The sequence below is a fragment of the Aliisedimentitalea scapharcae genome (genome assembly GCF_045277565.1).
GTDB classification, from domain to species: Bacteria; Pseudomonadota; Alphaproteobacteria; order Rhodobacterales; family Rhodobacteraceae; genus Aliisedimentitalea; species Aliisedimentitalea scapharcae.
Map to the genome: position 1 here is coordinate 2,670,336 of NZ_CP123584.1, position 21,186 is coordinate 2,691,521.

General features: G+C 57.9%; 21 protein-coding genes. 9 read left to right on the forward strand and 12 right to left on the reverse strand.

The genetic code is table 11. The annotated features are described in order from the left end of the window. Positions 1–274 precede the first annotated feature (274 nt). A complete protein-coding gene (locus QEZ52_RS12550) occupies positions 275–823 on the forward strand; it encodes a peroxiredoxin (RefSeq protein ID WP_406644693.1) in 549 nt (182 codons plus the stop codon). Between the two features lie 81 nt (positions 824–904). Here QEZ52_RS12550 and QEZ52_RS12555 read toward each other — a convergent pair whose 3' ends face one another. Next, entirely contained in the window at positions 905–2,059 is a 1,155-nt protein-coding gene (locus QEZ52_RS12555; RefSeq protein WP_406644694.1) for a DUF6456 domain-containing protein, read from the reverse strand. A 243-nt stretch (positions 2,060–2,302) separates the two neighbouring features. Here QEZ52_RS12555 and QEZ52_RS12560 point away from each other — a divergent pair, with 243 nt between their 5' ends. Next, positions 2,303–2,602, forward strand: coding sequence for a DUF6477 family protein (locus QEZ52_RS12560; protein ID WP_406644695.1), 300 nt, complete (start codon positions 2,303–2,305; stop codon positions 2,600–2,602). Between the two features lie 12 nt (positions 2,603–2,614). On the opposite strand, the gene QEZ52_RS12565 is transcribed toward QEZ52_RS12560, so the two are convergent. Beyond that, entirely contained in the window at positions 2,615–4,156 is a 1,542-nt protein-coding gene (locus QEZ52_RS12565; protein WP_406644697.1) for a trimethylamine methyltransferase family protein, read from the reverse strand. Positions 4,157–4,557: 401 nt separating this feature from the next. Between QEZ52_RS12565 and guaA the strand changes: the two genes are divergently transcribed. From guaA to metA, 4 genes are all read left to right on the forward strand, one after another. Beyond that, complete coding sequence (gene guaA, locus QEZ52_RS12570) at positions 4,558–6,126, forward strand: glutamine-hydrolyzing GMP synthase (protein WP_406644698.1); 1,569 nt, start codon at positions 4,558–4,560, stop codon at positions 6,124–6,126. A gap of 159 nt (positions 6,127–6,285) precedes the next feature. Continuing rightward, positions 6,286–7,197 carry a DMT family transporter gene (locus tag QEZ52_RS12575; RefSeq protein ID WP_406650456.1) on the forward strand — a complete coding sequence of 304 codons (912 nt, stop codon included), beginning with the start codon at positions 6,286–6,288 and terminating at the stop codon, positions 7,195–7,197. A gap of 76 nt (positions 7,198–7,273) precedes the next feature. Then, entirely contained in the window at positions 7,274–8,140 is an 867-nt protein-coding gene (locus tag QEZ52_RS12580) for an ATPase (RefSeq protein ID WP_406644699.1), read from the forward strand. A 57-nt stretch (positions 8,141–8,197) separates the two neighbouring features. After that, positions 8,198–9,115 (forward strand): homoserine O-succinyltransferase, encoded by a 918-nt coding sequence (gene metA, locus QEZ52_RS12585; RefSeq protein ID WP_406644700.1) that lies wholly within the window; start codon positions 8,198–8,200, stop codon positions 9,113–9,115. A 769-nt stretch (positions 9,116–9,884) separates the two neighbouring features. Here metA and dut read toward each other — a convergent pair. Then, on the reverse strand, positions 9,885–10,334 hold the full coding sequence (gene dut / locus QEZ52_RS12590) for a dUTP diphosphatase (RefSeq protein WP_406644701.1): 450 nt from the start codon (positions 10,332–10,334) through the stop codon (positions 9,885–9,887). Positions 10,335–10,392: 58 nt separating this feature from the next. Further along, positions 10,393–10,785, reverse strand: a complete 393-nt coding sequence (locus QEZ52_RS12595) for a hypothetical protein (RefSeq protein WP_406644702.1) — start codon at positions 10,783–10,785, stop codon at positions 10,393–10,395. Between QEZ52_RS12595 and QEZ52_RS12600 the strand changes: the two genes are divergently transcribed. Further along, a complete protein-coding gene (locus QEZ52_RS12600; protein ID WP_406644703.1) occupies positions 10,775–10,936 on the forward strand; it encodes a hypothetical protein in 162 nt (53 codons plus the stop codon). The two genes, QEZ52_RS12595 and QEZ52_RS12600, sit on opposite strands and share 11 nt — an antisense overlap. 118 nt (positions 10,937–11,054) lie before the next feature. Here QEZ52_RS12600 and QEZ52_RS12605 read toward each other — a convergent pair whose 3' ends face one another. The 7 genes from QEZ52_RS12605 to QEZ52_RS12635 form a co-directional block, all read right to left on the reverse strand. Then, on the reverse strand, positions 11,055–12,299 hold the full coding sequence (locus tag QEZ52_RS12605) for a hypothetical protein (protein WP_406644704.1): 1,245 nt from the start codon (positions 12,297–12,299) through the stop codon (positions 11,055–11,057). Then, positions 12,296–13,837 (reverse strand): VWA domain-containing protein, encoded by a 1,542-nt coding sequence (locus tag QEZ52_RS12610; protein WP_406644705.1) that lies wholly within the window; start codon positions 13,835–13,837, stop codon positions 12,296–12,298. Before QEZ52_RS12610 ends, QEZ52_RS12605 begins: the two co-directional genes overlap by 4 nt. After that, complete coding sequence (locus QEZ52_RS12615; protein ID WP_406644706.1) at positions 13,837–14,820, reverse strand: vWA domain-containing protein; 984 nt, start codon at positions 14,818–14,820, stop codon at positions 13,837–13,839. Before QEZ52_RS12615 ends, QEZ52_RS12610 begins: the two co-directional genes overlap by 1 nt. After that, positions 14,817–15,296 (reverse strand): DUF4381 domain-containing protein, encoded by a 480-nt coding sequence (locus QEZ52_RS12620; protein WP_406644707.1) that lies wholly within the window; start codon positions 15,294–15,296, stop codon positions 14,817–14,819. The genes QEZ52_RS12615 and QEZ52_RS12620 overlap by 4 nt, the downstream gene beginning before the upstream one ends. Then, positions 15,293–16,243: a DUF58 domain-containing protein gene (locus QEZ52_RS12625; protein WP_406644708.1), complete on the reverse strand. Its 951-nt coding sequence runs from the start codon at positions 16,241–16,243 to the stop codon at positions 15,293–15,295. Before QEZ52_RS12625 ends, QEZ52_RS12620 begins: the two co-directional genes overlap by 4 nt. An 11-nt stretch (positions 16,244–16,254) precedes the next feature. Next, a complete protein-coding gene (locus tag QEZ52_RS12630; protein WP_406644709.1) occupies positions 16,255–17,235 on the reverse strand; it encodes an AAA family ATPase in 981 nt (326 codons plus the stop codon). 441 nt (positions 17,236–17,676) lie between these two features. Beyond that, positions 17,677–17,799, reverse strand: a complete 123-nt coding sequence (locus tag QEZ52_RS12635) for a hypothetical protein (protein ID WP_406644710.1) — start codon at positions 17,797–17,799, stop codon at positions 17,677–17,679. Positions 17,800–17,933: 134 nt separating this feature from the next. Here QEZ52_RS12635 and QEZ52_RS12640 point away from each other — a divergent pair, with 134 nt between their 5' ends. Both QEZ52_RS12640 and QEZ52_RS12645 read left to right on the forward strand, forming a co-directional pair. Continuing rightward, the gene (locus tag QEZ52_RS12640; RefSeq protein WP_406644711.1) at positions 17,934–18,860 is read left to right on the forward strand and encodes a transcriptional regulator GcvA; all 927 of its coding nucleotides are present in this window, start codon (positions 17,934–17,936) and stop codon (positions 18,858–18,860) included. Between the two features lie 207 nt (positions 18,861–19,067). Further along, positions 19,068–19,421, forward strand: coding sequence for a hypothetical protein (locus QEZ52_RS12645; RefSeq protein WP_406644712.1), 354 nt, complete (start codon positions 19,068–19,070; stop codon positions 19,419–19,421). A gap of 605 nt (positions 19,422–20,026) precedes the next feature. Here the strand turns inward: QEZ52_RS12645 and QEZ52_RS12650 are convergent. Further along, complete coding sequence (locus tag QEZ52_RS12650; protein WP_406644713.1) at positions 20,027–20,785, reverse strand: DUF2189 domain-containing protein; 759 nt, start codon at positions 20,783–20,785, stop codon at positions 20,027–20,029. Between the last annotated feature and the right edge of the window lie 401 nt (positions 20,786–21,186).

The following is a 21,186-nucleotide window of genomic DNA, read 5'->3' on the forward strand; positions in this document are numbered from 1 at the left end:
GTCATCGCGGCAATTGGGACCCCGCCATACCTGTGACGCATGGCCCGGGCCCTTGGGGTGCCGCGCGATGGCAATCCTGATGAAACCCGGGTTTGTGGGCCAATCCAGTGACATCTTAACATGTTGGTATTTAATATAATTACTTCCGACATCTTTGCCATGCATATCATTGAACAACGGGAAACGGTCTTGGCGTGCAGACATATCTTGCACCCTGTTTAGAATCGTTTTAAGCGTCTCGCCGGAACCGAGACATTTGCATCAGGAGTGTGAAATGAAAGCTGGAGTCAGCCTGCCGAACGTGACCTTCAAGACCCGTGTACGTGACGAGTCGATCGAAGGCCCGAACCCTTTCCGCTGGGAAAACAAGACCACTGCCGACTATTTCGCTGGCAAGCGCGTCGTGTTGTTCTCGCTGCCTGGCGCCTTCACCCCCACATGTTCGACCTACCAGCTGCCCGGCTTTGAAAATGGCTTTGCCGATTTCCAGGCCCAAGGTGTGGACGCGATCTATTGCATGTCTGTGAACGACAGCTTTGTCATGAACAAATGGGCCGAAGCGCAAAACCTGGAAAACGTCGACGTGATCCCAGACGGCTCCGGTGAATTCACCCGCAAAATGGGCATGCTGGTCGCCAAGGACAACCTGGGCTTTGGTCAGCGCTCCTGGCGGTATGCCGCCGTGGTCAACAACGGTGTTGTCGAAGCCTGGTTCGAAGAGCCCGGTCTGGAAGACAACCACGGTGACGATCCTTATGGCGTGTCCTCGCCCGAGACCGTCCTGACCTGGTTGAAAGAACAAGGCGCGCAATCCGCAGCCTGATCTTTGACGACCGATTGACGACAAGAGGGCTCTCCCAATCGGGAGAGCCCTCTTTTGTTCCGGTTCAGGAAACAATGCAGATCAGCCGATCATCTGGTCGCCACCGGATAATTCCTCAAAATGCCGCTTTAGCCGTTGCAAGGCGATACGCAGCACTATTTTACCTGAACGCGCCGACCAACCCATTTGTTTCTCAGCTGTCTCCAATCCCTCTAGGTAACAGCAACACCGCAGCGCCACATCGCTGAGCCCCGGCCCCAGATCTCCCAACGCGCGGGCAACCCGATCACGCGCTGCGGACGGTCCATCCCCGACCCCGCTGTCCGGCGAAAATCCACCGCGTCCACCACCGGTCAGGAACCGATCCCAATTCTGCGCGATCTTGGGACCCATCTGTGCCAGCTCAAAATCTTCGCGCAGACGTTCTCCGGCCCGCACCAGATCCTCGCTCAGAAACGGCTGACCATCGCGATCCTTGCGCCGGGCCAATGCGGTCAACGGGCTTTCGGCCATATTATATCGCACACGCCGTGGTTTATCGGCCCCCTCGTCCACGGTCCTGTTTCCAAACACCCGATGCTGGGCAGCAAAAGGGCTTTGGGCTTCGGCAAACCCGCCTTCCTTGGCAGAACGTGCCCGGTTTTCCGCTTCGGCCAGAATCCGGCTGAGCGCCGCCCGCCCGGTCGATGTGATGTGATAGCGGCTGATCCGCCCCGGTTGTGGGCAGGTGATCCAATCCTTCAACGCCATGACTTCGGCGATGGCCCGATCCACGACCGCAGTGCGAGCCGTAGATCCGTCTACACCGTCTCGCACGACAACGGCTTTTTCCATTTCCTCGGCCACGGCCAGAACCGCACCGGTTTCGCACAGACGTCGCAGGACGCGCAGGGATTCCTGTTCCAGTTCAACAATATCCGGGGTGTTTTCGGTGTGGCGCACAGCAGCATTCATCGGGTCAGTGTCCTTCCTGTCCTCGCTCTTACGCCCCGTGGGTTCACGCATGTGGGTAAGAGGCGGAAAATGGGTCTTGGCCAAGGCTGACAATGCCGCATCCACCAATGGATCGTCGCGGCGCATTTCCACGCGACGGATTTGACGCAACACCGTGGACGCATGACAGCCCGCGACCCGCGCCAAGTCGCGGATCGATTGCCCTGCTTCGGTATGAGCCAAATATCTTTGTGCACCTTCTGGTACCCATCCTGGGACGTCTGGCGCGGGCTGATTGTTCATCTCTGATGTGTCCTTAGATCTGACAGCCTGACCTATTTATCCAGCAGATACCCCCCGAATTATCAACACAACCTAAGGCTGCATTGGTTACTCGATGGTTAAAATCCGCCAGTTTCACCATCATTGTTTCCATTTGATAAACTGTCGTGAATCCAGCGTTCGCAAATGTGGCGGCCTCCGCAACACCCGCCATAGTTGTGCCATAAAGTCGCCAAACAGATGAAACGTTGGAAAGGACCCACAATGCAGGACATTCTCAGCATGCTGTCATCACTGCGCCGCCCCCGTCTTTTGATCCGGGCCGCGCGAATTGGTGCTCGTGATTACTGCCGGAACCGGCATCTGCAGCGACTTTTGGGATATGGGGCTATCCCACGTCCAGCGGCTGCGCTGATGCGCCTGGTCGAACTGGAACGGGAAATGGATGACGCCCGTAGGGCCGAAGAGGCTGGCTATTCGCTGACCCGTCACCTGGATCTGCTGATTGCCATGATGGGCGAGGCGCAGGTGCTCAAAGCAACCCGCGCCCAACCTGTGTCGTGATACCGGGCGCGCTTACATAAAGGCGTCGGGCATCGATTCTTTCTTTTGTGCCACATAGGCGTTCAACGCCTCGAGCGTCGCCGGATCCATTGCGGGCTGCTGATAGGTATTCAACAACGTATCGACCCGGTTTGTCGCCAACGCATAGGTGTCGCGCGCGCCTTCTTCTTCCCAGGTTTCAAACGGCTTGTAATCCAGCAGATCGGATTTCCAGAAGGCTGATTTGAAGTTCGCCTGGGTGTGGGCACAACCCAGATAATGACCGCCTGGTCCCACTTCGCGAATGGCTTCCATTGCCTGAGAGTCCGCATCGACCGGGACCCCTTTGGCCAAACCGTGCAAAGTACCCAGCTGATCTGCGTCCATCACGAATTTCTCGAAATCCGCAACCAGCCCGCCTTCAAGCCACCCGCAAGAGTGCAACATGAAATTCACACCCGACATCAGGCCCATGTTCAGGCTGTTCGCGGTTTCATATGCGGCCTGCGCATCCGGCAGCTTGGACCCACAGAACGATCCCGCCGACCGGAACGGCAGCCCCAGACGGCGCGCCAGTTGGCCGGCACCATAGGTCACCAGCGACGCTTCGGGTGTTCCAAATGTGGGAGCACCCGAATTCATGTCGATCGACGACACAAACGCACCAAAGATTGCAGGTGCCCCGGCACGCACCAGCTGGTTATAGGCCACACCGGCCAGAACTTCGGCCAGAACCTGGGTCAGCGTCCCTGCCACCGATACCGGTGCCATGGCACCGCCAACGATGAACGGCGAAATGATACAGGCCTGATTGTTGGCGGCATAAACTTCCAACGACCCCATCATCACATCGTCAAACGTCATCGGCGAGTTGATGTTGGTCAGCGACGTCATGACTGTGTTGTTTTGAACAAATTCTTCGCCAAACAGCACACCGCACATGTCCACCGAATCCTGCGCCCGGCTGGGTTCGGTGACCGACCCCATGAACGGTTTGTCCGACAGCGTCATATGCGCCATCAACATGTCCAGGTGACGCTTGTTCACCGGAATATCTGTTGGTTCGCACACGGTACCACCGGAATGGTGCAGCCATTTGGACATATAGGCCAGTTTTACGAATTTGTTAAAGTCATCCATGGTCGCATAGCGGCGCCCACCCTGGGCATCGCGCACAAAAGGCGGGCCATAAACCGGTGCCAACACCAGATTTCGCCCCCCGATGACCACCGATTTCTCGGGGTTACGGGCATGCTGGGTGAATTCGCTGGGGGCTGTCGAACACAGTTTACGCGCCAGGCCACGCGGAATGCGCACCCGCTCTCCGGTTACATCAGCCCCGGCATTGCGCCAACGTTCCAACGCGGCCGGGTTGTCGACAAAGTTGACCCCAACCTCTTCCAGGATCGTGTCCGCGTTGTATTCGATGATTTCCAACGCCTCTTCGTTCAACACCTCAAAGTTGGGGATGTTGCGCTGGATGTATTTCGCAGTTTCAAATGAAACTGCGGAACGCTCGGCCCGACGGGCGGCACCGCCCCCCCCGCGACCACGTCGACGTGATGCTTCAGCCATGTCTTTTTTCCTCACCAAGGATCTTGTTTGATCCAGTTTTAGCCCGCTCCTGCACCGTTCCGCCGGATGATAACGGCCATTGGCGTTTAAAAGCGACATCCAGGCCTCTGATTTACCAAATTCCGACAAACACGAACCAAGAGCCCCCCGCGGCAGAGACCCCAATCCCCCAGCCTGTCCCAACATGGCCGTCACGCGCCCCGCCCCCCCCCCCCCCGCGTCCGAGAGTCAATGCTGTGCTGGGTTGGCCGCCCCTCTTGCTTCTTTCTGGGTCCAAATACCTTCGGGGGGAGACCTGAAATCCCCGGATTTCGGGTCGGGGGGCAGAAAGCCCGCACTCCACGGCCCCAAGTGGCACCAAACCTCTTGCGAAAACCCGTGCCTTCGCCTATGGCCCGGACATGAGTGATACATCCCACGACCGCCTCCTGATCATCGACTTCGGCAGCCAGGTTACGCAGCTCATTGCCCGGCGCCTGCGCGAGTTGAATGTCTATTGCGAAATCCACCCCTATCAGAACGTCACGATGGACTTCGTGCGCCAGATGGCGCCGCGGGCCGTGATCTTCTCGGGCGGGCCCGACAGCGTGACCCGCGACGGTAGCCCCCGTGCCCCCCAGGAGATCTTTGATCTGGGCGTGCCGATCCTGGGCATCTGCTATGGCCAGCAGGTCATGATGCACCAATTGGGCGGCAAGGTCGAAAGCGGCCATGGTACCGCCGAATTCGGGCGCGCATACGTAACCCCGACCGTCAACTCCCTGCCTCTGTTGCAGGGCTGGTTTGCTGATGACAGCGACCGCGAACAGGTCTGGATGAGCCACGGCGATCACGTCAGCGAAATCGCCCCCGGGTTCGAGGTCTACGGCACCTCGCCCAATGCACCCTATGCCATCACGGCCGACGTCAGCCGCAATTTCTATGCGGTGCAATTCCATCCCGAAGTGCATCACACCCCCAACGGCGCGAAGCTGTACGAGAATTTTGTCAAACTGGCTGGGTTCACCGGCGATTGGACCATGGGCGCATATCGCGAACAGGCGATCCAGGCGATCCGCGATCAGGTCGGAGACAAACAGGTCATCTGTGGCCTGTCCGGTGGCGTTGACAGCTCGGTCGCGGCTATCCTGATCCACGAGGCGATTGGCGATCAGCTGACTTGCGTGTTTGTTGACCATGGGTTGCTGCGCAAGAACGAGGCCGAAGAAGTCGTCGCCATGTTCCGCGACAATTACAATATCCAATTGATCCACGCGGACGAACAGGAGTTGTTCCTGGGCGAACTGGACGGTCAATCGGATCCCGAAACCAAACGCAAGATCATCGGCAAGCTGTTCATTGACGTGTTCCAGAAACACGCCAACACCATCGAAGGTGCCGAATTCCTGGCTCAGGGGACATTGTACCCCGATGTCATCGAATCTGTTTCGTTCAGCGGCGGACCGTCAGTCACAATCAAATCGCACCACAATGTGGGTGGCCTGCCGGAAAAGATGGGCCTGAAACTGGTCGAACCTCTGCGTGAACTGTTCAAGGACGAAGTCCGTGCACTGGGGCGCGAGTTGGGCCTGCCGCAATCGTTCATCGGTCGCCATCCCTTCCCCGGTCCCGGACTGGCCATCCGCTGCCCCGGAGAAATTACCCGCGAGAAACTGGAAATCCTGCGCGAAGCGGATGCCATTTATATCGACCAGATCCGCAAACACGGTCTGTATGATGACATCTGGCAGGCTTTTGTTGCGATTCTGCCGGTGCGTACCGTGGGTGTGATGGGAGACGGGCGGACCTATGATTTTGCCTGTGCCCTGCGCGCAGTGACATCCGTGGACGGCATGACAGCGGATTATTATCCGTTCAGCCACGAATTCCTTGGCGAAACCGCCACGCGGATCATCAATGAAGTCAAAGGCATCAACCGCTGTACCTATGACATCACGTCCAAGCCTCCGGGCACGATTGAATGGGAATGACCCTTTCAACCAACATTTGATTGAAACCCCGGCCCTGCGCCGGGGTTTTTCTTTTGCAATTTGGGATGTTACCGCATCATATCTGATCCATCTGACGTCCGCCGCGTTCGTCCCCTGATCACCGCGCCGACCTCACAGACCGCCAACAGAGGCACCATGATGACGCACCGCAAATCAAATACCGTCACAGCCGCTTTTTGGATGGTCGGAGCCATCGCGTCATTTACCACGATGGCCGTCACCGGCCGCGAGGCTTCGGTTGCCCATGATACCTTTGAAATCATGTTCTACCGCAGTGTCGTCGGCTTTTTGATTGTCAGCGCGGTTCTGACAATCACCGGGACCTGGCGGCAGGTCAACACCGAGCTGTTTGGCATACATGTCTTGCGCAATGCGGCCCATTTCACCGGCCAGAATTTGTGGTTTTTTGCCATCACCGCGATTCCGTTGGCTCAGGTCATCGCCCTGGAATTCACCACCCCGCTATGGGTCATCGTGCTGGCCCCCCTGATCCTAAAGGAACGGTTGACGTCGGCCCGAGCGATTGCGGCTTTTGTTGGCTTCATCGGCGTGCTGATCGTTGCCCGGCCCAACCCCAGCACCATCAACCTTGGGCTGGTCACAGCCGCAGCGGCGGCCATCTTCTTTGCAATAACGTTGACCGTGACCAAACGCCTGACCCTGACCCAGAAGACCGCCAATATCCTGTTTTGGCTAACCGCCATGCAAATTCTCATGGGCGCGGTCATGGCCGGGTATGATGGAGATTTTGCCCTGCCCACGGTTCAATCGCTGCCCTTGTTGCTGATCATCGGATTGGCGGGGGTGTCTGCACATTACTGCCTGACCTCGGCCTTGGCGTTGGCCCCTGCGACTATCGTCATTCCCATGGATTTTGCCCGCCTGCCCACAGTCGCCATTCTGGGCATGTTGATCTATTCGGAACCCTTGGATATCTGGGTGCTGGTGGGTGCGGTGGTGATTTTTGCCGCCAACTACTACAACATTCTTGCCGAGGGTCGGGCCAACCCCGCGGCGGCGACACCGGGGCTGCATCGCGATCTGTCCTGACGTCCGTGCACATTGATTGACGTGCCCGCCCCGGCCCATTAGCAAAGGCACGAATGTTTTTGGGAATGGTTGCACCATGCTGTATCGATCCGCTGACGACTGGCGCAATGCACCGCGCAAGCGCGTGCTTTTCTTTGCCATGTCAGGTTTGGGAAAAACCTATGTGAGCAACATGTTGCGCGACGCAGGTGATTGGTTTCACTATTCAATCGATTACCGTATCGGCACGCGTTACATGGGCGAATACATCACCGACAATGCCAAAGCCGAAGCGATGAAGGTTCCGTTTCTGCGCGATCTGTTGTTGTCGGATTCGATCTATATCGGATCGAATATCTCGTTCGAGAATCTGACCCCGGTATCGACCTATCTGGGCAAGCCCGGCGACCCGGCCAAAGGTGGGCTACCCATCGCCGAATATCGTCGCCGTCAGGAGCAGTTCCGTCTGGCCGAGATCCACGCCCTGCTGGATACCGAATATTTCATCGACCGGGCCGAACGGCTCTATGGCTATCCACATTTCATTTGCGACACCGGAGGGTCAATCTGTGAATGGGTCGATCCTGATGATCCCAAGGATCCGGTCATGTCCGAACTGGGCAAACACACGCTGATGGTCTGGATCAAAGGCGATGACGCCCACACGGCCGAATTGGCGCGCCGGTTCGACAAGGCGCCAAAGCCGATGTCCTATCAGGGCGATTTTCTGGAGCGGGTCTGGACCACCTATCTGCAGCAGCATGATCTGGATGAAACCCAGGTCGACCCCGATGCCTTTATCCGCTGGACCTATGCCCAGGCGATGGCACATCGCCAGCCCCGCTATGCGGCCATGGCGGACCGCTGGGGTATCACCGTGACCGCCGATGAGATGGCACAGGTTCACGATGCCGACAGTTTCGATGACCTGATTGCCTCTGCCCTTGAGGCTCAGGGAAAATAGACCTATTTCAACGCTCTATTCCGTAAACCCAATCCGTACACCCCAAGGGGAACAACCATGCCTATCAAGATCCCGTCTGACCTGCCCGCCTATGACGTTCTGACGAACGAAGGCGTCATGGTCATGTCGCCGGATCAGGCCGCACGCCAGGACATTCGCCCGCTGCGCATCGGGTTGCTGAATCTGATGCCCAAAAAGATCCAGACCGAGAACCAGTTCGCCCGTCTCATCGGGGCGACACCGCTGCAAATCGAGCTGCATCTGATCCGGATGAGCGAACACCGCACCAAGAACACTGCCGCCGCCCATATGGCCGAATTCTACCGCCCGTTCCAAGAGGTGAAGGACATCAAATACGATGGTCTGATCATCACTGGTGCGCCGATCGAGCATCTCGACTTTGACGACGTAACCTATTGGGAAGAAATGGAAGAAGTCTTTGATTGGACTCAGACCAACGTGCATTCCACCTTTGGCGTCTGCTGGGGTGGGATGGCGATGATCAACCATTTCCACGGGGTCAAGAAACACATGCTGAATGCCAAGGCGTTTGGCTGCTTTCGTCATCAGAACCTGGTTCCTGCCTCGCCATTCCTGCGCGGGTTCTCTGATGATTGCGTGATACCCGTCAGCCGCTGGACTGAGATGAAACAGGACGAAATCAATGCCGCTCCTGGCCTGCGTACCCTATTGGGAAGCGACGAGGTCGGCCCCTGTCTGGTCGAAGATCGAGCGCATCATGCGCTCTATATCTTTAATCATTTTGAATATGACAGTGACACGCTGAAGCAGGAATATGATCGCGATGTGGCCGAAGGGACGCCGATCAATGTGCCGCTCAATTACTATCCGGACGATGACCCGTCCCGGACACCGCAGAACCGTTGGCGCAGCCACGCACATTTGCTGTACGGCAATTGGATCAATGAAATCTACCAAACCACGCCATTTGACAGATCCAATATCGGTGCCTAAGCGTCCGCTGGCAGTCTTCAACCTCTGACCGGGTCCGATGTCGTCAAGGGGCGGGGCAAGGCCATGTTCAGGGGCCTGTTCCGCCTTGGGGAACAGCCCCATCGCGCATCGGATCACCATCAGGTCGGCGCAGATGTGCCTGTGTGAGGTTTATTTCTGTGCTCACAGCGAGGGGAAGATGTGAAGGCGGCCGGTGAGCTCCCGCCCGGAATTTCCGGATCTGACGATCCGTTCATTCCCGTTGGGCCGGGCGCCGCACCTGTCGGCGCGGCGCGGTCGCGTGACCGATTGGGTGCGCAACGCAAGGTGCACGTCACTGTTTTTCGCCCGTCAGCCCGTGACCTGCCCTGCGTGCCTGCCCCCTGGTTCCCGCGTTCACAGCGAAGGTGCCCATGTGCCACACCTCCACTCTCGGCATCCCGGCTGCCTGCTCCCTGAGCCCCACCTGGAATTTGGGGTCCGTTTAACGGCTCCTTGGATCATGTAACCAGACCCGACATCAGCCACAGGACCGTTTCCGGGGGGCACCTGATCGCCGACCTGAGCAACAGGATTGCACGAAAGATGTGAGCTGTTTCGGTGTGACCAAAGCTTTGGCGCGCATATCAGTTTGAGGTCTGACCTTTGCTTATACCAGACAGATTTTGTATGTCCGCGACCTGTTGATCAAAAGCCTGCTGCCGTCCCCAGAGACCAGAAAGGTCTGCGTGCCAAACCATTTTGTTCCCAACAGACGCCAGATGTCATGAATTCAAAATTCTGGGGGGCACTACGTCCTCCCCGTCGATCCAAATCCCCCCGATCCGCGGTCAGTAGAGGTCAGGTCCTGAACTTCGACCACCGTGGCATGAATGACGGGGGCAATGATCGCTTGAGCAAAGCGATCCCCATGGGTCAACACAGTTGGCTCATCTCCGAGCTGGAGCAGGCCGACAAATACGATCCCGCGGTAATCTTCGTCGATCGTGGCCGGGCTGTTGGGAATGATGATCTTTCGCTTGATGGCCAGACTTGACCGGGGGCGAATTTGCATTTCAGTCCGTGGAGGAAGCTCAACGTGGAACCCGGTTGAAATCAGACGCACTTCACCTGGCGCAAGAGAAACCGGCCCATCCGGCAAGAACGCCCGAAGATCCATTCCGGCAGCGCCTTGTGTGGCATAGCGGGGGAGCGGCAGGTCATTCCCTTCAACCCTTTTGAACTTAACGGTTTGTGTCATGAAAGGTTCCCCTGATTCCCGACCGAACATTTGAACCGGCCCGTGACTGTTGGTGCCATCAATCACGCAACAACTTGTTTTCCAACAACAAAGACGCAAATTTAATTCGAACCCTTACACTGCGGCGGTGATTCTGGAAACCGTCGTATGGTGCGCTGGTTGTTATCACCACCAAACTGCGCGATGGGTCGCTGCGCAAGGTTGCGCAGGAGTTGCCGGTCGTCTCGGCGTCCTGAATGCCATATCCATGATCCCCTGCAAGGCGCTGCGCCAGCGCACGAAAACCCGCCCACACAAGTTCGAGTTCCTGGCAGCGGGCACCAGCCAGAGGTTTGCCGCGAGGTTTCAAAGGCACGGGTGGATCCGTCAGCGCATGTGGCCTGCTTGGCCAGATCTCTGATCCATTTGGAGAAACTGAAACGGAAGTAATCCTTGAACCGATGGATATCATACTCGGTCGTAGCTATCTGTCGGTCGTGAAACAAGGGAACGCCCTGCTCCACATTGTCGAAACCAAAAGCGCCGCGGTCGAGGGTAAGGTTGATGCATTGGCCAGCCAGCTTGACGGCGACCCGATGTTTGACGAGGACGAAATTATCTGACAGCCCGGAGTTTGCCCGCCAGCACGGCCACCTATCGGTCAAACGATCCCAGCATGGCACGACAGCCGCCCCCCGATTCTACGGGCAAGATGCGCTCAGGTCGCACAGGCCCGCGCGATCACCCATTCAATGGTGGCAAGCTTACTTTGTTCGTTGCCCGCCCAGCGAGATGTGCCGCGCGAAGATCTGTAAATTCGGCGGACAAGATCATCCAGGCATCCGTATTTGTCTGGGTCGTCCCATATGCCTGTCGCCCCACCCCGGCCAACGCAATATCCAGGCAGTCCGGGTTAAAGCCGGGGCATTTGGCAAACCACCGGGCAATGGCGCGGTGCGCCCCTGCCAGATCCCTAGAGGTAATTGCCTGTTGAACCCGTCGGGCTGCGTAGGGTTCGCTCGTTAGCCATGCGCGTTTTCTGGTGGCTTTCAAATGTGCCAGCGGCGGCACCAGATAGGTTTTTGCAACCCAGGAGATCAAGCCCAGCAGGATCGCCCCTGCCAGGATCACTGCCATCTGACGTCTGGACATCTGCGCAGCGGCAGGCGCGGCGGGGGCATCGACCTTGACGGTTGTGCCGGCGACCGTTGCCGTTTCTACGGTGTTGGTTCCGGTGTTGAACCATTCGACAGAGATGGGTGCCAATTCAACCGTACCGCCAAATTGTGCAACATAGCTGACGGTTTCACGTCGGGTTCCGCTCAGCACACCCCGGTTGGTGCTTTCCTGGACCGAAGGATCCTTGGGGTAGGCGCGCGCAGCATCTGACACCAGCGCGGGAATCAACGGCGGTATGAACAAAGCCGAGGTGCCAGAAATCGTGGCTGTTACCTGGCGCGTGAGGGCGTCGCCTTGCGCCAGGGTGTCCTGTGCCCCGTCAATTGTTTCGGACAACGTAAAACTCTCGGCAACGATCAGAGGCGACAGGTCTTCGGCCCCCTGGGGAACCTGCGACGCAAAGCGGATTGCATCAACAGTCACCTCTGCTTCGATTGGCTGGCTTGTATCCGGATCCGCATAGGTCAATGCGATGGTACGCTGCGGCAGCACGAATTCGCCCGGAACCATTGGATAGATCCGATACGCCCGTGTGATACCAGACCAGGTTTCGCCGTCAATTTGCTTGCTGGTCGGGCTGGAGGCCCGCTCTGGCAAGCGCACGATCAGATTCGGCTCTTCCATTGAGGGATAGGACGGTGGCTCGGGGAACCAGGTCGGCACCAGCACCGTTACACGCAAAATTACCGGTTGCCCGACAACTGTGGACTGGGCTGACAACTCTGCGGTGACAATGGGGTCGACTGTCTGGGCCGCAGCGCCCCCTGTGAACACTGACAGGATCAGAAACGCCAAAATTCGTGTCATGGCTGACCTCCGGTCGCAGTTTCCTGAAGAAAGCGGGTGCGCAGGAAGTCTCCCATGTCTGTGTCGACGGATCGCATCCATTGTTCAGCAGTCTGGAATCCCGTTCCGTCCTGTTCTTCGTCCGAATATTCCTTTTGGGTGTCCGCGCCTTTCTGTGCCTCATTGTCGAACACAACGTCATCGGCACCGATACCGGTATCTTCTCCGGTGTCACTTTGTTCGCGGGTTTCTTCGACATAGACCAAAATAGCCCGGGCCACGGCCAGGTTCCATTCTGCCTCGGAGAATTCAGGCTGTAGCGTCAGGGCCTTTTCAAAGGCCGCTATGGCCGGGCGATATTCCCGGTTGCGTATATGCGCCATGCCCTGACCAAAGGCACCCTCTGGCGTATCGAGACGGGCATAGTGATCTGCCGCATCGGCATATTGCCCCGATTTGAACAAGGTGATCCCGCGCCACATGGGATCGGTGAACAGACTGGCGGCCTGGGCGAACTCTTTGTAATTCCAGGCCATCATTCCCTGTTGATCCGGCGTAAAAAACCAGTCGATGACATCCGCCCGGGACGATGTCGGAGCGCCCGATGCGATGAGCGCCCCCAGCACCACAGCCCATCGCATGGTCCATCCGCGACGGAACCAGAGCAAGACCAACGGCATGGCCAGCCACCCAAACACCCAACCCCGATCGTCCCAATCCAGTCTTTCGTCCCCCAACAACGCCGCCCGATAGGCCGATGCAGCGGCACGATCAATTGCGTTCAGGTCCGTGTCATCGGCCGTCAGCACAAAGACCGAGCTGTCCGGCAGCTGTGCCAGGGCCGCGGGGAGGGTATCCTGGGGTGCTGCGACCAGAAACAGCACTGGAGCCGCGCCCTCCTCCACTGGCGCGCCAAGCGCCGCCGCATCTGCGCCGTTCAAATCATCAAGAACAAAAAGGATTGCGCCCGGGGTTTCGGATTTGGCCAACTCGTCTCGCGCCAGCGCCAAGGCGTCGATTGCAGCGTCCCCTTCACGGGGCATGACCTTGGGCGTGATCGCTTCCAGCATGGACCCCAGGATGTTCGGGTCTTCGGTCAACGGCGCAACCCGGTGGGCCGTTCCGGAATAGGCGATCAGCGCCGTACGTGCGCCAGCGCGGCGTTCCACCAGGTCGAGGATCTTGAATTTGGCGCGATCCAGACGGCTGGGCGGCAGATCTGGTGCCTCCATGGATCGGGAAACCTTGAGCACAACCACCAACGGCGCTGTCTGGGCCAACAACGGGTTGGGTACACGGCTCCACGTCGGCCCAGAGGCCGCGATGGTCAACAGGACCAGGCAGGCCGCCACCCCGTCGATGGCAAATACCTGGCGTTTGGCGGTATCACCCACGGTCAGCGCCCGGGCCAGATGCGGGGCAATCCCGGTGGGTGCCTCCCTGCCCCGGCCATTGCGCCGTCGGATCGCCCACCACAGCACAGCGATGGGCACCAGCGCGATCAGCCCATAGGGGCGCAACACATGAAACGCCGCCAGAGAGTCCAGAAACGCATCCATTACGTGACCCTCCGGGATGTCGACAGGTGCAACCAGCCCAGCGTCATCCCGGCGACAGCAATGACCGCGGCAAAAGCGATCCAGGCCAGTGGGCGTTTGGGCTGAAAGCTGACCGTTTCAGTGATACGGGGATTCAAACGTTCGATTTCGTCATAGATCTCGCTCAGCCCCTTGCCATCGGTGGCATAGTAAAAGGCACCCGAGGCCCGCGTCGCGATGTCCTCTAATGCATCCAGATCCACCTTGTCGGCCCCTGATCCCTTGGGATCGCCCACACCGATTGTATAGATCGACACACTCTTTTGTGCCGCAATTTCCGCAGCGTTCACTGGCGACATCCTACTGGATGTGTCGGCACCATCCGAAAGCAGAACCAACAGGCGCTGATCGACCTTGGACGTTTCAAAGGTGCGGATGGCCAACCCGATGGCATCGCCAATCGCGGTATCCGGTCCGGCCATCCCCACCTGGGTCGTGTCCAGCAGTTCGTGCACCGAGGCCAGATCTTCGGTAAAGGGGGTTTGCACAAAAGCCTTCGTGCCAAAGACGATCAAGGCAATGCGATCCCCATCACGGGCTTTGATGAAATCTCCGACCACGGTTTTGACCAGCTGCAATCTTTGTTGCCGCTCCCCCTGGGCATCGACCATGTCATTCGCATCCATCGACCCCGAAATATCAACCGCCAGAACCATGTCGCGGGCGGCCTTTTCCACTGTGACCAGTTCACCCAGCTGTTCGGGCCGTGCCAGCCCCAGAACCGTCAACCCCCAGCACAAGATCCCTGCGATCATCTGAATGCGTTTGCGCCGCAGCACCACCGCACCGGGTTTCGGGTCCAACCCGGCTGCCTCGGTGACCAGGCGGAAAAACGGGATACGGATTGCCGGTGTCCGGTCCCTGTACGGAGGCAGAAACCGCCAGATGACCCAGGGAGCGGGCAACAGCAACAATGCCCATGGAAAAGCCAGAGACCAGGTCATGATGGGCCTCCGGTCCGATGAAATCTGATCCAATGGCGGGCCAGGGACTTCAGGTTCGGGTCGCTTTGCTCGTCGGTGTAGGGCGCGCGCACCAAAGCGGCCCCCGTTGCGCTCGCAAAATCGGCACCGTCGCAGGTCTGATCCAGAAACGCCAACCATTCGGCCCCGACAAGCGCCGCCACCTGTTTGCGGGGAAACGCAACCAAGGCAACCCGGCGCAGAACGGCCGCGATTGCAGCAGGGTCATCGCCGACCTGAACCAGCTCGGCCAGTGCCGCGCGGCGATAGGCATTGGCCTGCCAGCGTTGAAACACACGCCAAGCCCCCCACAACGCCATCCCCAAAACCACGGCACCCAGCCAGGTCCAGGCCTGTGTCGCGGGCCACATCGAAATAGGGTCCGGCACCGGGATCGGTTCAAGCATATCCAGAAGTTCGACCAAATTCTTGCCGTCAGTGTCGGGGATCTGGGTCATCGGAGCCCCCTGCCGGACACGCCCATCAGCTCCATAAGCTGCGGCAGCGTTTCACGGGCGGTGGTCAGCGGCAAAACCGGAATGCCGTATTTGCGAGTCCAACCAATCGCACGGGCAATACGCGTGCCGACAACCGCCTCGATCCGGGCAACCGTGTCGCCCTGCGCTGCGTTCAGTTCCACCTGAAGCCGACCATCCGAAGCCACAATGCGAAAATCCGCAGGCACGTTCTGTCCGGACGGATCCGAGACCGGAAACAAGATCACATCATTGTGCATGGCAAGACGTCGAACATGACGTTCGGTGGTGTCGTCCACTTCGGCAAAATCGCTGAACACCAGGATCAGATTACCGGTTGTCGCAATCCGCGCCGCAGCCCGCAGCGGCTGATTCAACGACATAGAGGTATTTGTCTCGTAATCAGCATGCAGATTACAATTTGCCTCGGCAATGGTGGACAGAAAACGGTTTAAAGCGGCTCCGCTGGCCTTGGGGCGCAGCTCTGCCACGGTATTATCGGAAAACACGATCCCACCCACGCGATCCCCGCGGGCGCGAATGGCAAAGGCGGCCAATGCGGCCGCTTCGGCAGCGGTTACCGATTTCATGTTGAATTGACTGCCGTAGAACATGCTCATCCGCTGATCCACCAGCAACAGCGCCGGGCGGTCACGCTCTTCGGTATAGACACGCACATAGGGCTGGCCTGTGCGCGCGGTTACTTTCCAGTCGATGGTGCGGGGGTCATCGCCCACCTGATAGTTGCGCAGTTCCTCAAAGTTGAGCCCCCTCCCCCTAAGCCGTGATGCATGGCGCCCGTTCAGCGCCGATCGGGCCGGTTGCCGCGGCAGAAACGACAGCATTCGGGCAGACCCCGCCAGCCGACGCAAATGCGACAGATCCGTATGAATGCGGGGATCAAGCGGGTGTTCAACAGTATCCGTCATCACGCACCCTTTCAGGGAAGAGCGACCAGCGACACGATCTCGTCGATCACCTTGTCGATGGACACACCGTCGCCCTGCGCCTCATAGCTCAGCGAGATCCGATGGCGGAACACGTCATGAGCAATGGCACGGACATCGACCGGATCGACATAATTGCGCCCGTTCAACCAGGCATGTGCCCGCGAACATTTGTCCAACGCCAACGAACCACGGGGGCTGGCACCGATGTCGATCCATCGCGCCAGATCCGATGACAGGGGTGCGGGGGTCCGGGTCGCCTGTACCAGATCAGCCATATACCGGTCCATCGCATCGGCCACATGGATCTGGCTGATTTCCGCGCGTGCCTCAAAAACTGCCTGCTGCGGGATTACGGGCGGTGTCACCGGTTTATCCCCCCCACCTGTTGCGCCCTGCTCTTCGCCACGCACCAGGCGGATCACCTCGACCTCGTCTTCGACCGGCGGGTACAACACCTGAACATGCATCAAAAAGCGATCCATTTGCGCTTCGGGCAACGGATAGGTCCCTTCCTGTTCGATGGGGTTCTGTGTTGCCATGACGATGAACAGCGGTGGCAGGTCGTGCGTGGTTCCCGACACGGTCACCTGGCGTTCTTCCATCGCCTCCAGTAAAGCCGCCTGCACTTTGGCGGGGGCGCGGTTGATTTCATCCGCCAGAACGATATTGGCAAAGATCGGCCCTGCTTCGAACCGGAATTGGGCCCCCTCCGGGCCCTGATGATAGACTTCGGTCCCGGTCACATCTGATGGCAAAAGATCCGGAGTGAACTGAATGCGCGAAAAATCTGCTTCCAGGTTTTTGGACATCGCCTTGACCGCGCGGGTTTTTGCAAGCCCCGGCAGCCCTTCGATCAAGAGATTTCCGTTCGCCAGCAGTCCGATCACAAGACGTTCGATCACATCTCGTTGGCCAATGATAGATTGGCTCATTCGGTCCTGCAGCATGGTGATCTGCTCAAGCGCGCTCATATCAATTTCCTGCAAAAAGTATTGTAAAACTATGCAGATAGTCGAGAAAAAGGGGCACGGTTGTCAACAGCGTTTCACATGTCGCCGCGTCAGGTGGTTGCTCCCTGGCGGGGTGAGAGTGGTTTTTGCCCCGCTCCCTTGGACTTTACAGTTCGCTGCAAAAGATCAGTATTTAAAAATTGAAATTCAGACCTGCGATCCTGGCCATCTGTTTGGCCGACCGGGATTCTGGACGTCGGCGGATCAGTGATAATTGTCCCTGGTCTCTTTCGATCGGGGGAACCGGGAAAAACGCGATAATGACGGATGTATTGAATCAGATCCGATGGGATCGATATCGCATCATGGGAAACCTGCCAGATTCCGAACTGGCAGCACCTGATGCCGCCCTGCAGCCCCGAGGCTGAGCGCGGCATTGTGATGGGATCGCGAGACCGATCCTTACTGACCCCTGATCCGGCGGATAATGCGGTCCAGACGCACAACCAGGTGATTGGCGGCTTCGGCAATCATCATCGAAAACGCAGCAGAACGGGCGGGATATTGTTGGATTTCACATTTCATGGTGTTGCCTCCCTAGGGGGTGTGACGTGGTTTCGTGATGATCCCAGTTAGCCGCGACTGGACAATTTTCACAAACGATGATTTCTTCGGTAACGATTTAGTTTTTCTAATGTATAAATATCGGAAAAGTAGACATGCGCCGACTACCACCGTTGAAATCACTACAGGCCTTTGAATCGGCCGCCCGATGGTTGAGTTTTTCTAAGGCCGCGGATGAGCTGTTTGTCACCCCTGCGGCCATCAGTCTACAGATCAAGCAGCTCGAAAATTATTTGGGGGCGCCCCTGTTTCATCGCAAGACACGGTCGGTTCAGCTGACCGAAGAGGCCAAGGCCGTGTTGCCTCTGGTCAGCGACGGTTTTGACTCTCTCGCCGAAGCCATCGACCGGCTGACCCAAAACGAGGCTTCGGGCGTGTTGACGGTCAGTAGTGTGCCGACTTTTGCCATCAAATGGCTGCTGCAGCGATTGCCACATTTTTCCCGCCTATACCCCGACATTGATGTCAGGCTGGATGCGTCGCTGGAAATCCGTGACTTTGACCGGGACGGGATAGACGTCGGTATTCGCCTCGGAGTCGGTCGGTATCCCAACCTGACAACCACGCGTATCCTGAACGAAGAAGTCAGCCCGGTTTGCAGCCCAAAACTCTTGTCGGGTGCCCACCCTTTGCGAACCCCCGATGACCTGCATCACCATCGCCTGATCCATGTGGATTGGGGCAAGGTCAGCGGTCAAATCCCGGATTGGGAAATGTGGACAACGGCCGCAGGGATCGATTCCGTCAGGATCGGACACGGACCCCGCTTTACCGTCGAGAACATGGCCATCGAGGCAGCGATCAGCGGCGAAGGCGTTGCGCTGGTCAGCCATTCTGCGGTTGCGGATGATCTGAGAGCTGGGCGATTGGTCAAGCCATTTGACCTGACCCTGAAAACCGATATCGCCTACTGGCTCGTCCACCCACCCAAAAACCTGCGCAGGGCAAAGGTGAAAGCGTTTTGTGATTGGCTAGTGGCCGAAGTCGAGGCCGACAAGGGGCCTGCGTCTAGCCCGCTCTGATGTGGGCAGCGTCATACCCACGAACGTGCAGGCACCCCGCTCTGCTCGGTCACGTTCTCCGCCTTAAAAAGATCGAAATAGTCAGATGTTTGACCAGGCGTGACTGGCGTGGCTCCCGTCCCCACGCCCTGCCCCCCGCGCGACCAACGTGATACCGGAACATCGAACCGTCAGCGACACCCCCTCCCGCCCACTGGAGAACAGAATATGCCGATAGCAATTGTCACGAGCTTGCTGCATCCCATCCCCGCGATTTTGGCAGAAGACACCGGCCGGGGCCTGATTGCCCGCCTGCAGGGGTTGCACAAGGCCCCAGAGCTGACAGATGAACATTCCGCGCGGATCTGGCTACAGAGCCTGCCCGCCCCATCTGGTTGGTTTGTTTCCATCGAAGAAGCCAAGGCGCATGTAAAGCGCTGTCATCAGGGTGCCCCGACCATCCCCGGTGCAACCATTCGCGAAGCGCGCGAAGCGCTCGGCATGGCCAGGGATGCGCGTCAGGTGCTTGCCAGTGGATTTGACAAATTCGGCCAGCTTCGCAGCTTCTTCGCTGTTGCGTAGACAGTCGACCAAAACAGCAATGTTGTTGTCCGTGAAGAGATAGGAATTCACGTTGGCTTCAACGCCGTGATATACATCTAGGTTCAGCATTCTTTCGCTCCATTTGCTTGTTCAACGGTCGCTGCAATGCAGATGTAAGTGTCTGATTTTGCTGAGCCGTCAGCTTCAAATGACTATTTGTATCCAAGGAAAACTATTCGGAAAATGTGGTGAAAAACTGATTTACAATCCGCTTTTTCTGGATAATCAGCCAAGATTCTGCGTGCTGATCTTCCCGAGTCCGATAGAGGAAAAATAGGTTGGGTGGCCGGTTTGGCGGCTTTGATGCAAAGCTCTGCATCGACATCATGGTCATATTACAGGCGAATGGCCGCTATTTTCCTTTGGCAAGAGCTTATTGCTCCCGCAGCGGGCTTCCGGTCGCCGGCGGCTGTTCCGAGACAGTCAACGTGAATTTCTCCATCTCACAGATGTGGCGAACGACAAGATGGTCCCGCGTTGTACGATTTCGCATGTCGCGTGGTTTTGCAGGCGCGGCGAGTGTCTCCTCTGACGGGCCGCACCGCTGCACCCAACTAATGTGGCGAGTGACCGCAATGGGCCGGTCATTCCTCCGCCGGTGACACTGCGCGCTGATAGAGATGCCATGTGGTGTGGCCTAGGATCGGCAGAGTGAAGATCAGGCCCAGAAACGCCGGAACCATCGACAACAACATGGTGACCGATATGATCGACGCCCAAATGAGCATGACCGCTGGATTCTCCGTAACAACGCGAATGGACGTGAGCATGGCGGAAACGAAATCGATTTCCCGGTCGAGCAGCAGGGGCATGGCGACGACGGTCACCGTGAACAGGACAGTGGACAGAAACGCACCTGCGCAGGTGCCAATCGCCAGGAAGGTCCAGCCCTCTGATGTGAAGAACACGATGTTCAGGAACCCGTCGAGATCCGAGAAGGAGGCATCCTGTAGGGTGATCGCCAGCCAAAGCCGAACCTGGTACATCCACACCCAGAATATAAACAGGGTGACAAAGGCCATCCAGCCCATCTCGCGCTTGCGTTGATTGGCCATGACGGTGAGGATGTCTGACCAGCCGAAGCTCTCTCCCTTCTGCGACCGACGCGACATTTCATAAAGCCCGGCGGCTGCGAAGGGGGCGACCAGCGGAAAGCCGACAATTGCGGGGATGATCATCCAGATCTTGCCGAGCCAGACCAGGCTCCAAACAAGCAGGAGCCCGAAAACCGCAAAGAATAGACCGAAGAAGCCGCTCATGTAGGGGTGCGCAATAAAGTCGGAACACCCGGCTTTTAGAGATGCGGTGATATCCCCCGCAGTTACCTTGTTGACCATGGGCATGGTCGACCTCTGCAGCGAGAGATCATCTGGTGACCTGGGACCCGTGGACTTTGATGTCACGACACACTCCTTCCCAAACATAGCATCGCGCTGGTCCGCTTGCCAGCAGACCTCACAGTGAAACAGACATCGCTCCTTCGCCGACAAGGCTGCCCCAGGTGAGGCTTTGGGGCAAGGGTGGAATGGTAACAATGCCGGCGTCTGACCTCCGGTCGATAGGAGATGCTGCAAAACGTACCTAGGGCGACTTTGGGAACTAGCCCGGGGGCCTTCTGAATGTCCCCTAAGGGCCGGCAAGGCTATGAACCGCGCCCGGCAGCACCGACTTTGCAAAGGTCATTTTTGCGCACAGCAGCCATTGACGGCCAGAAAGGTATCCTGGGTTTGTGCCGATGTGGCTG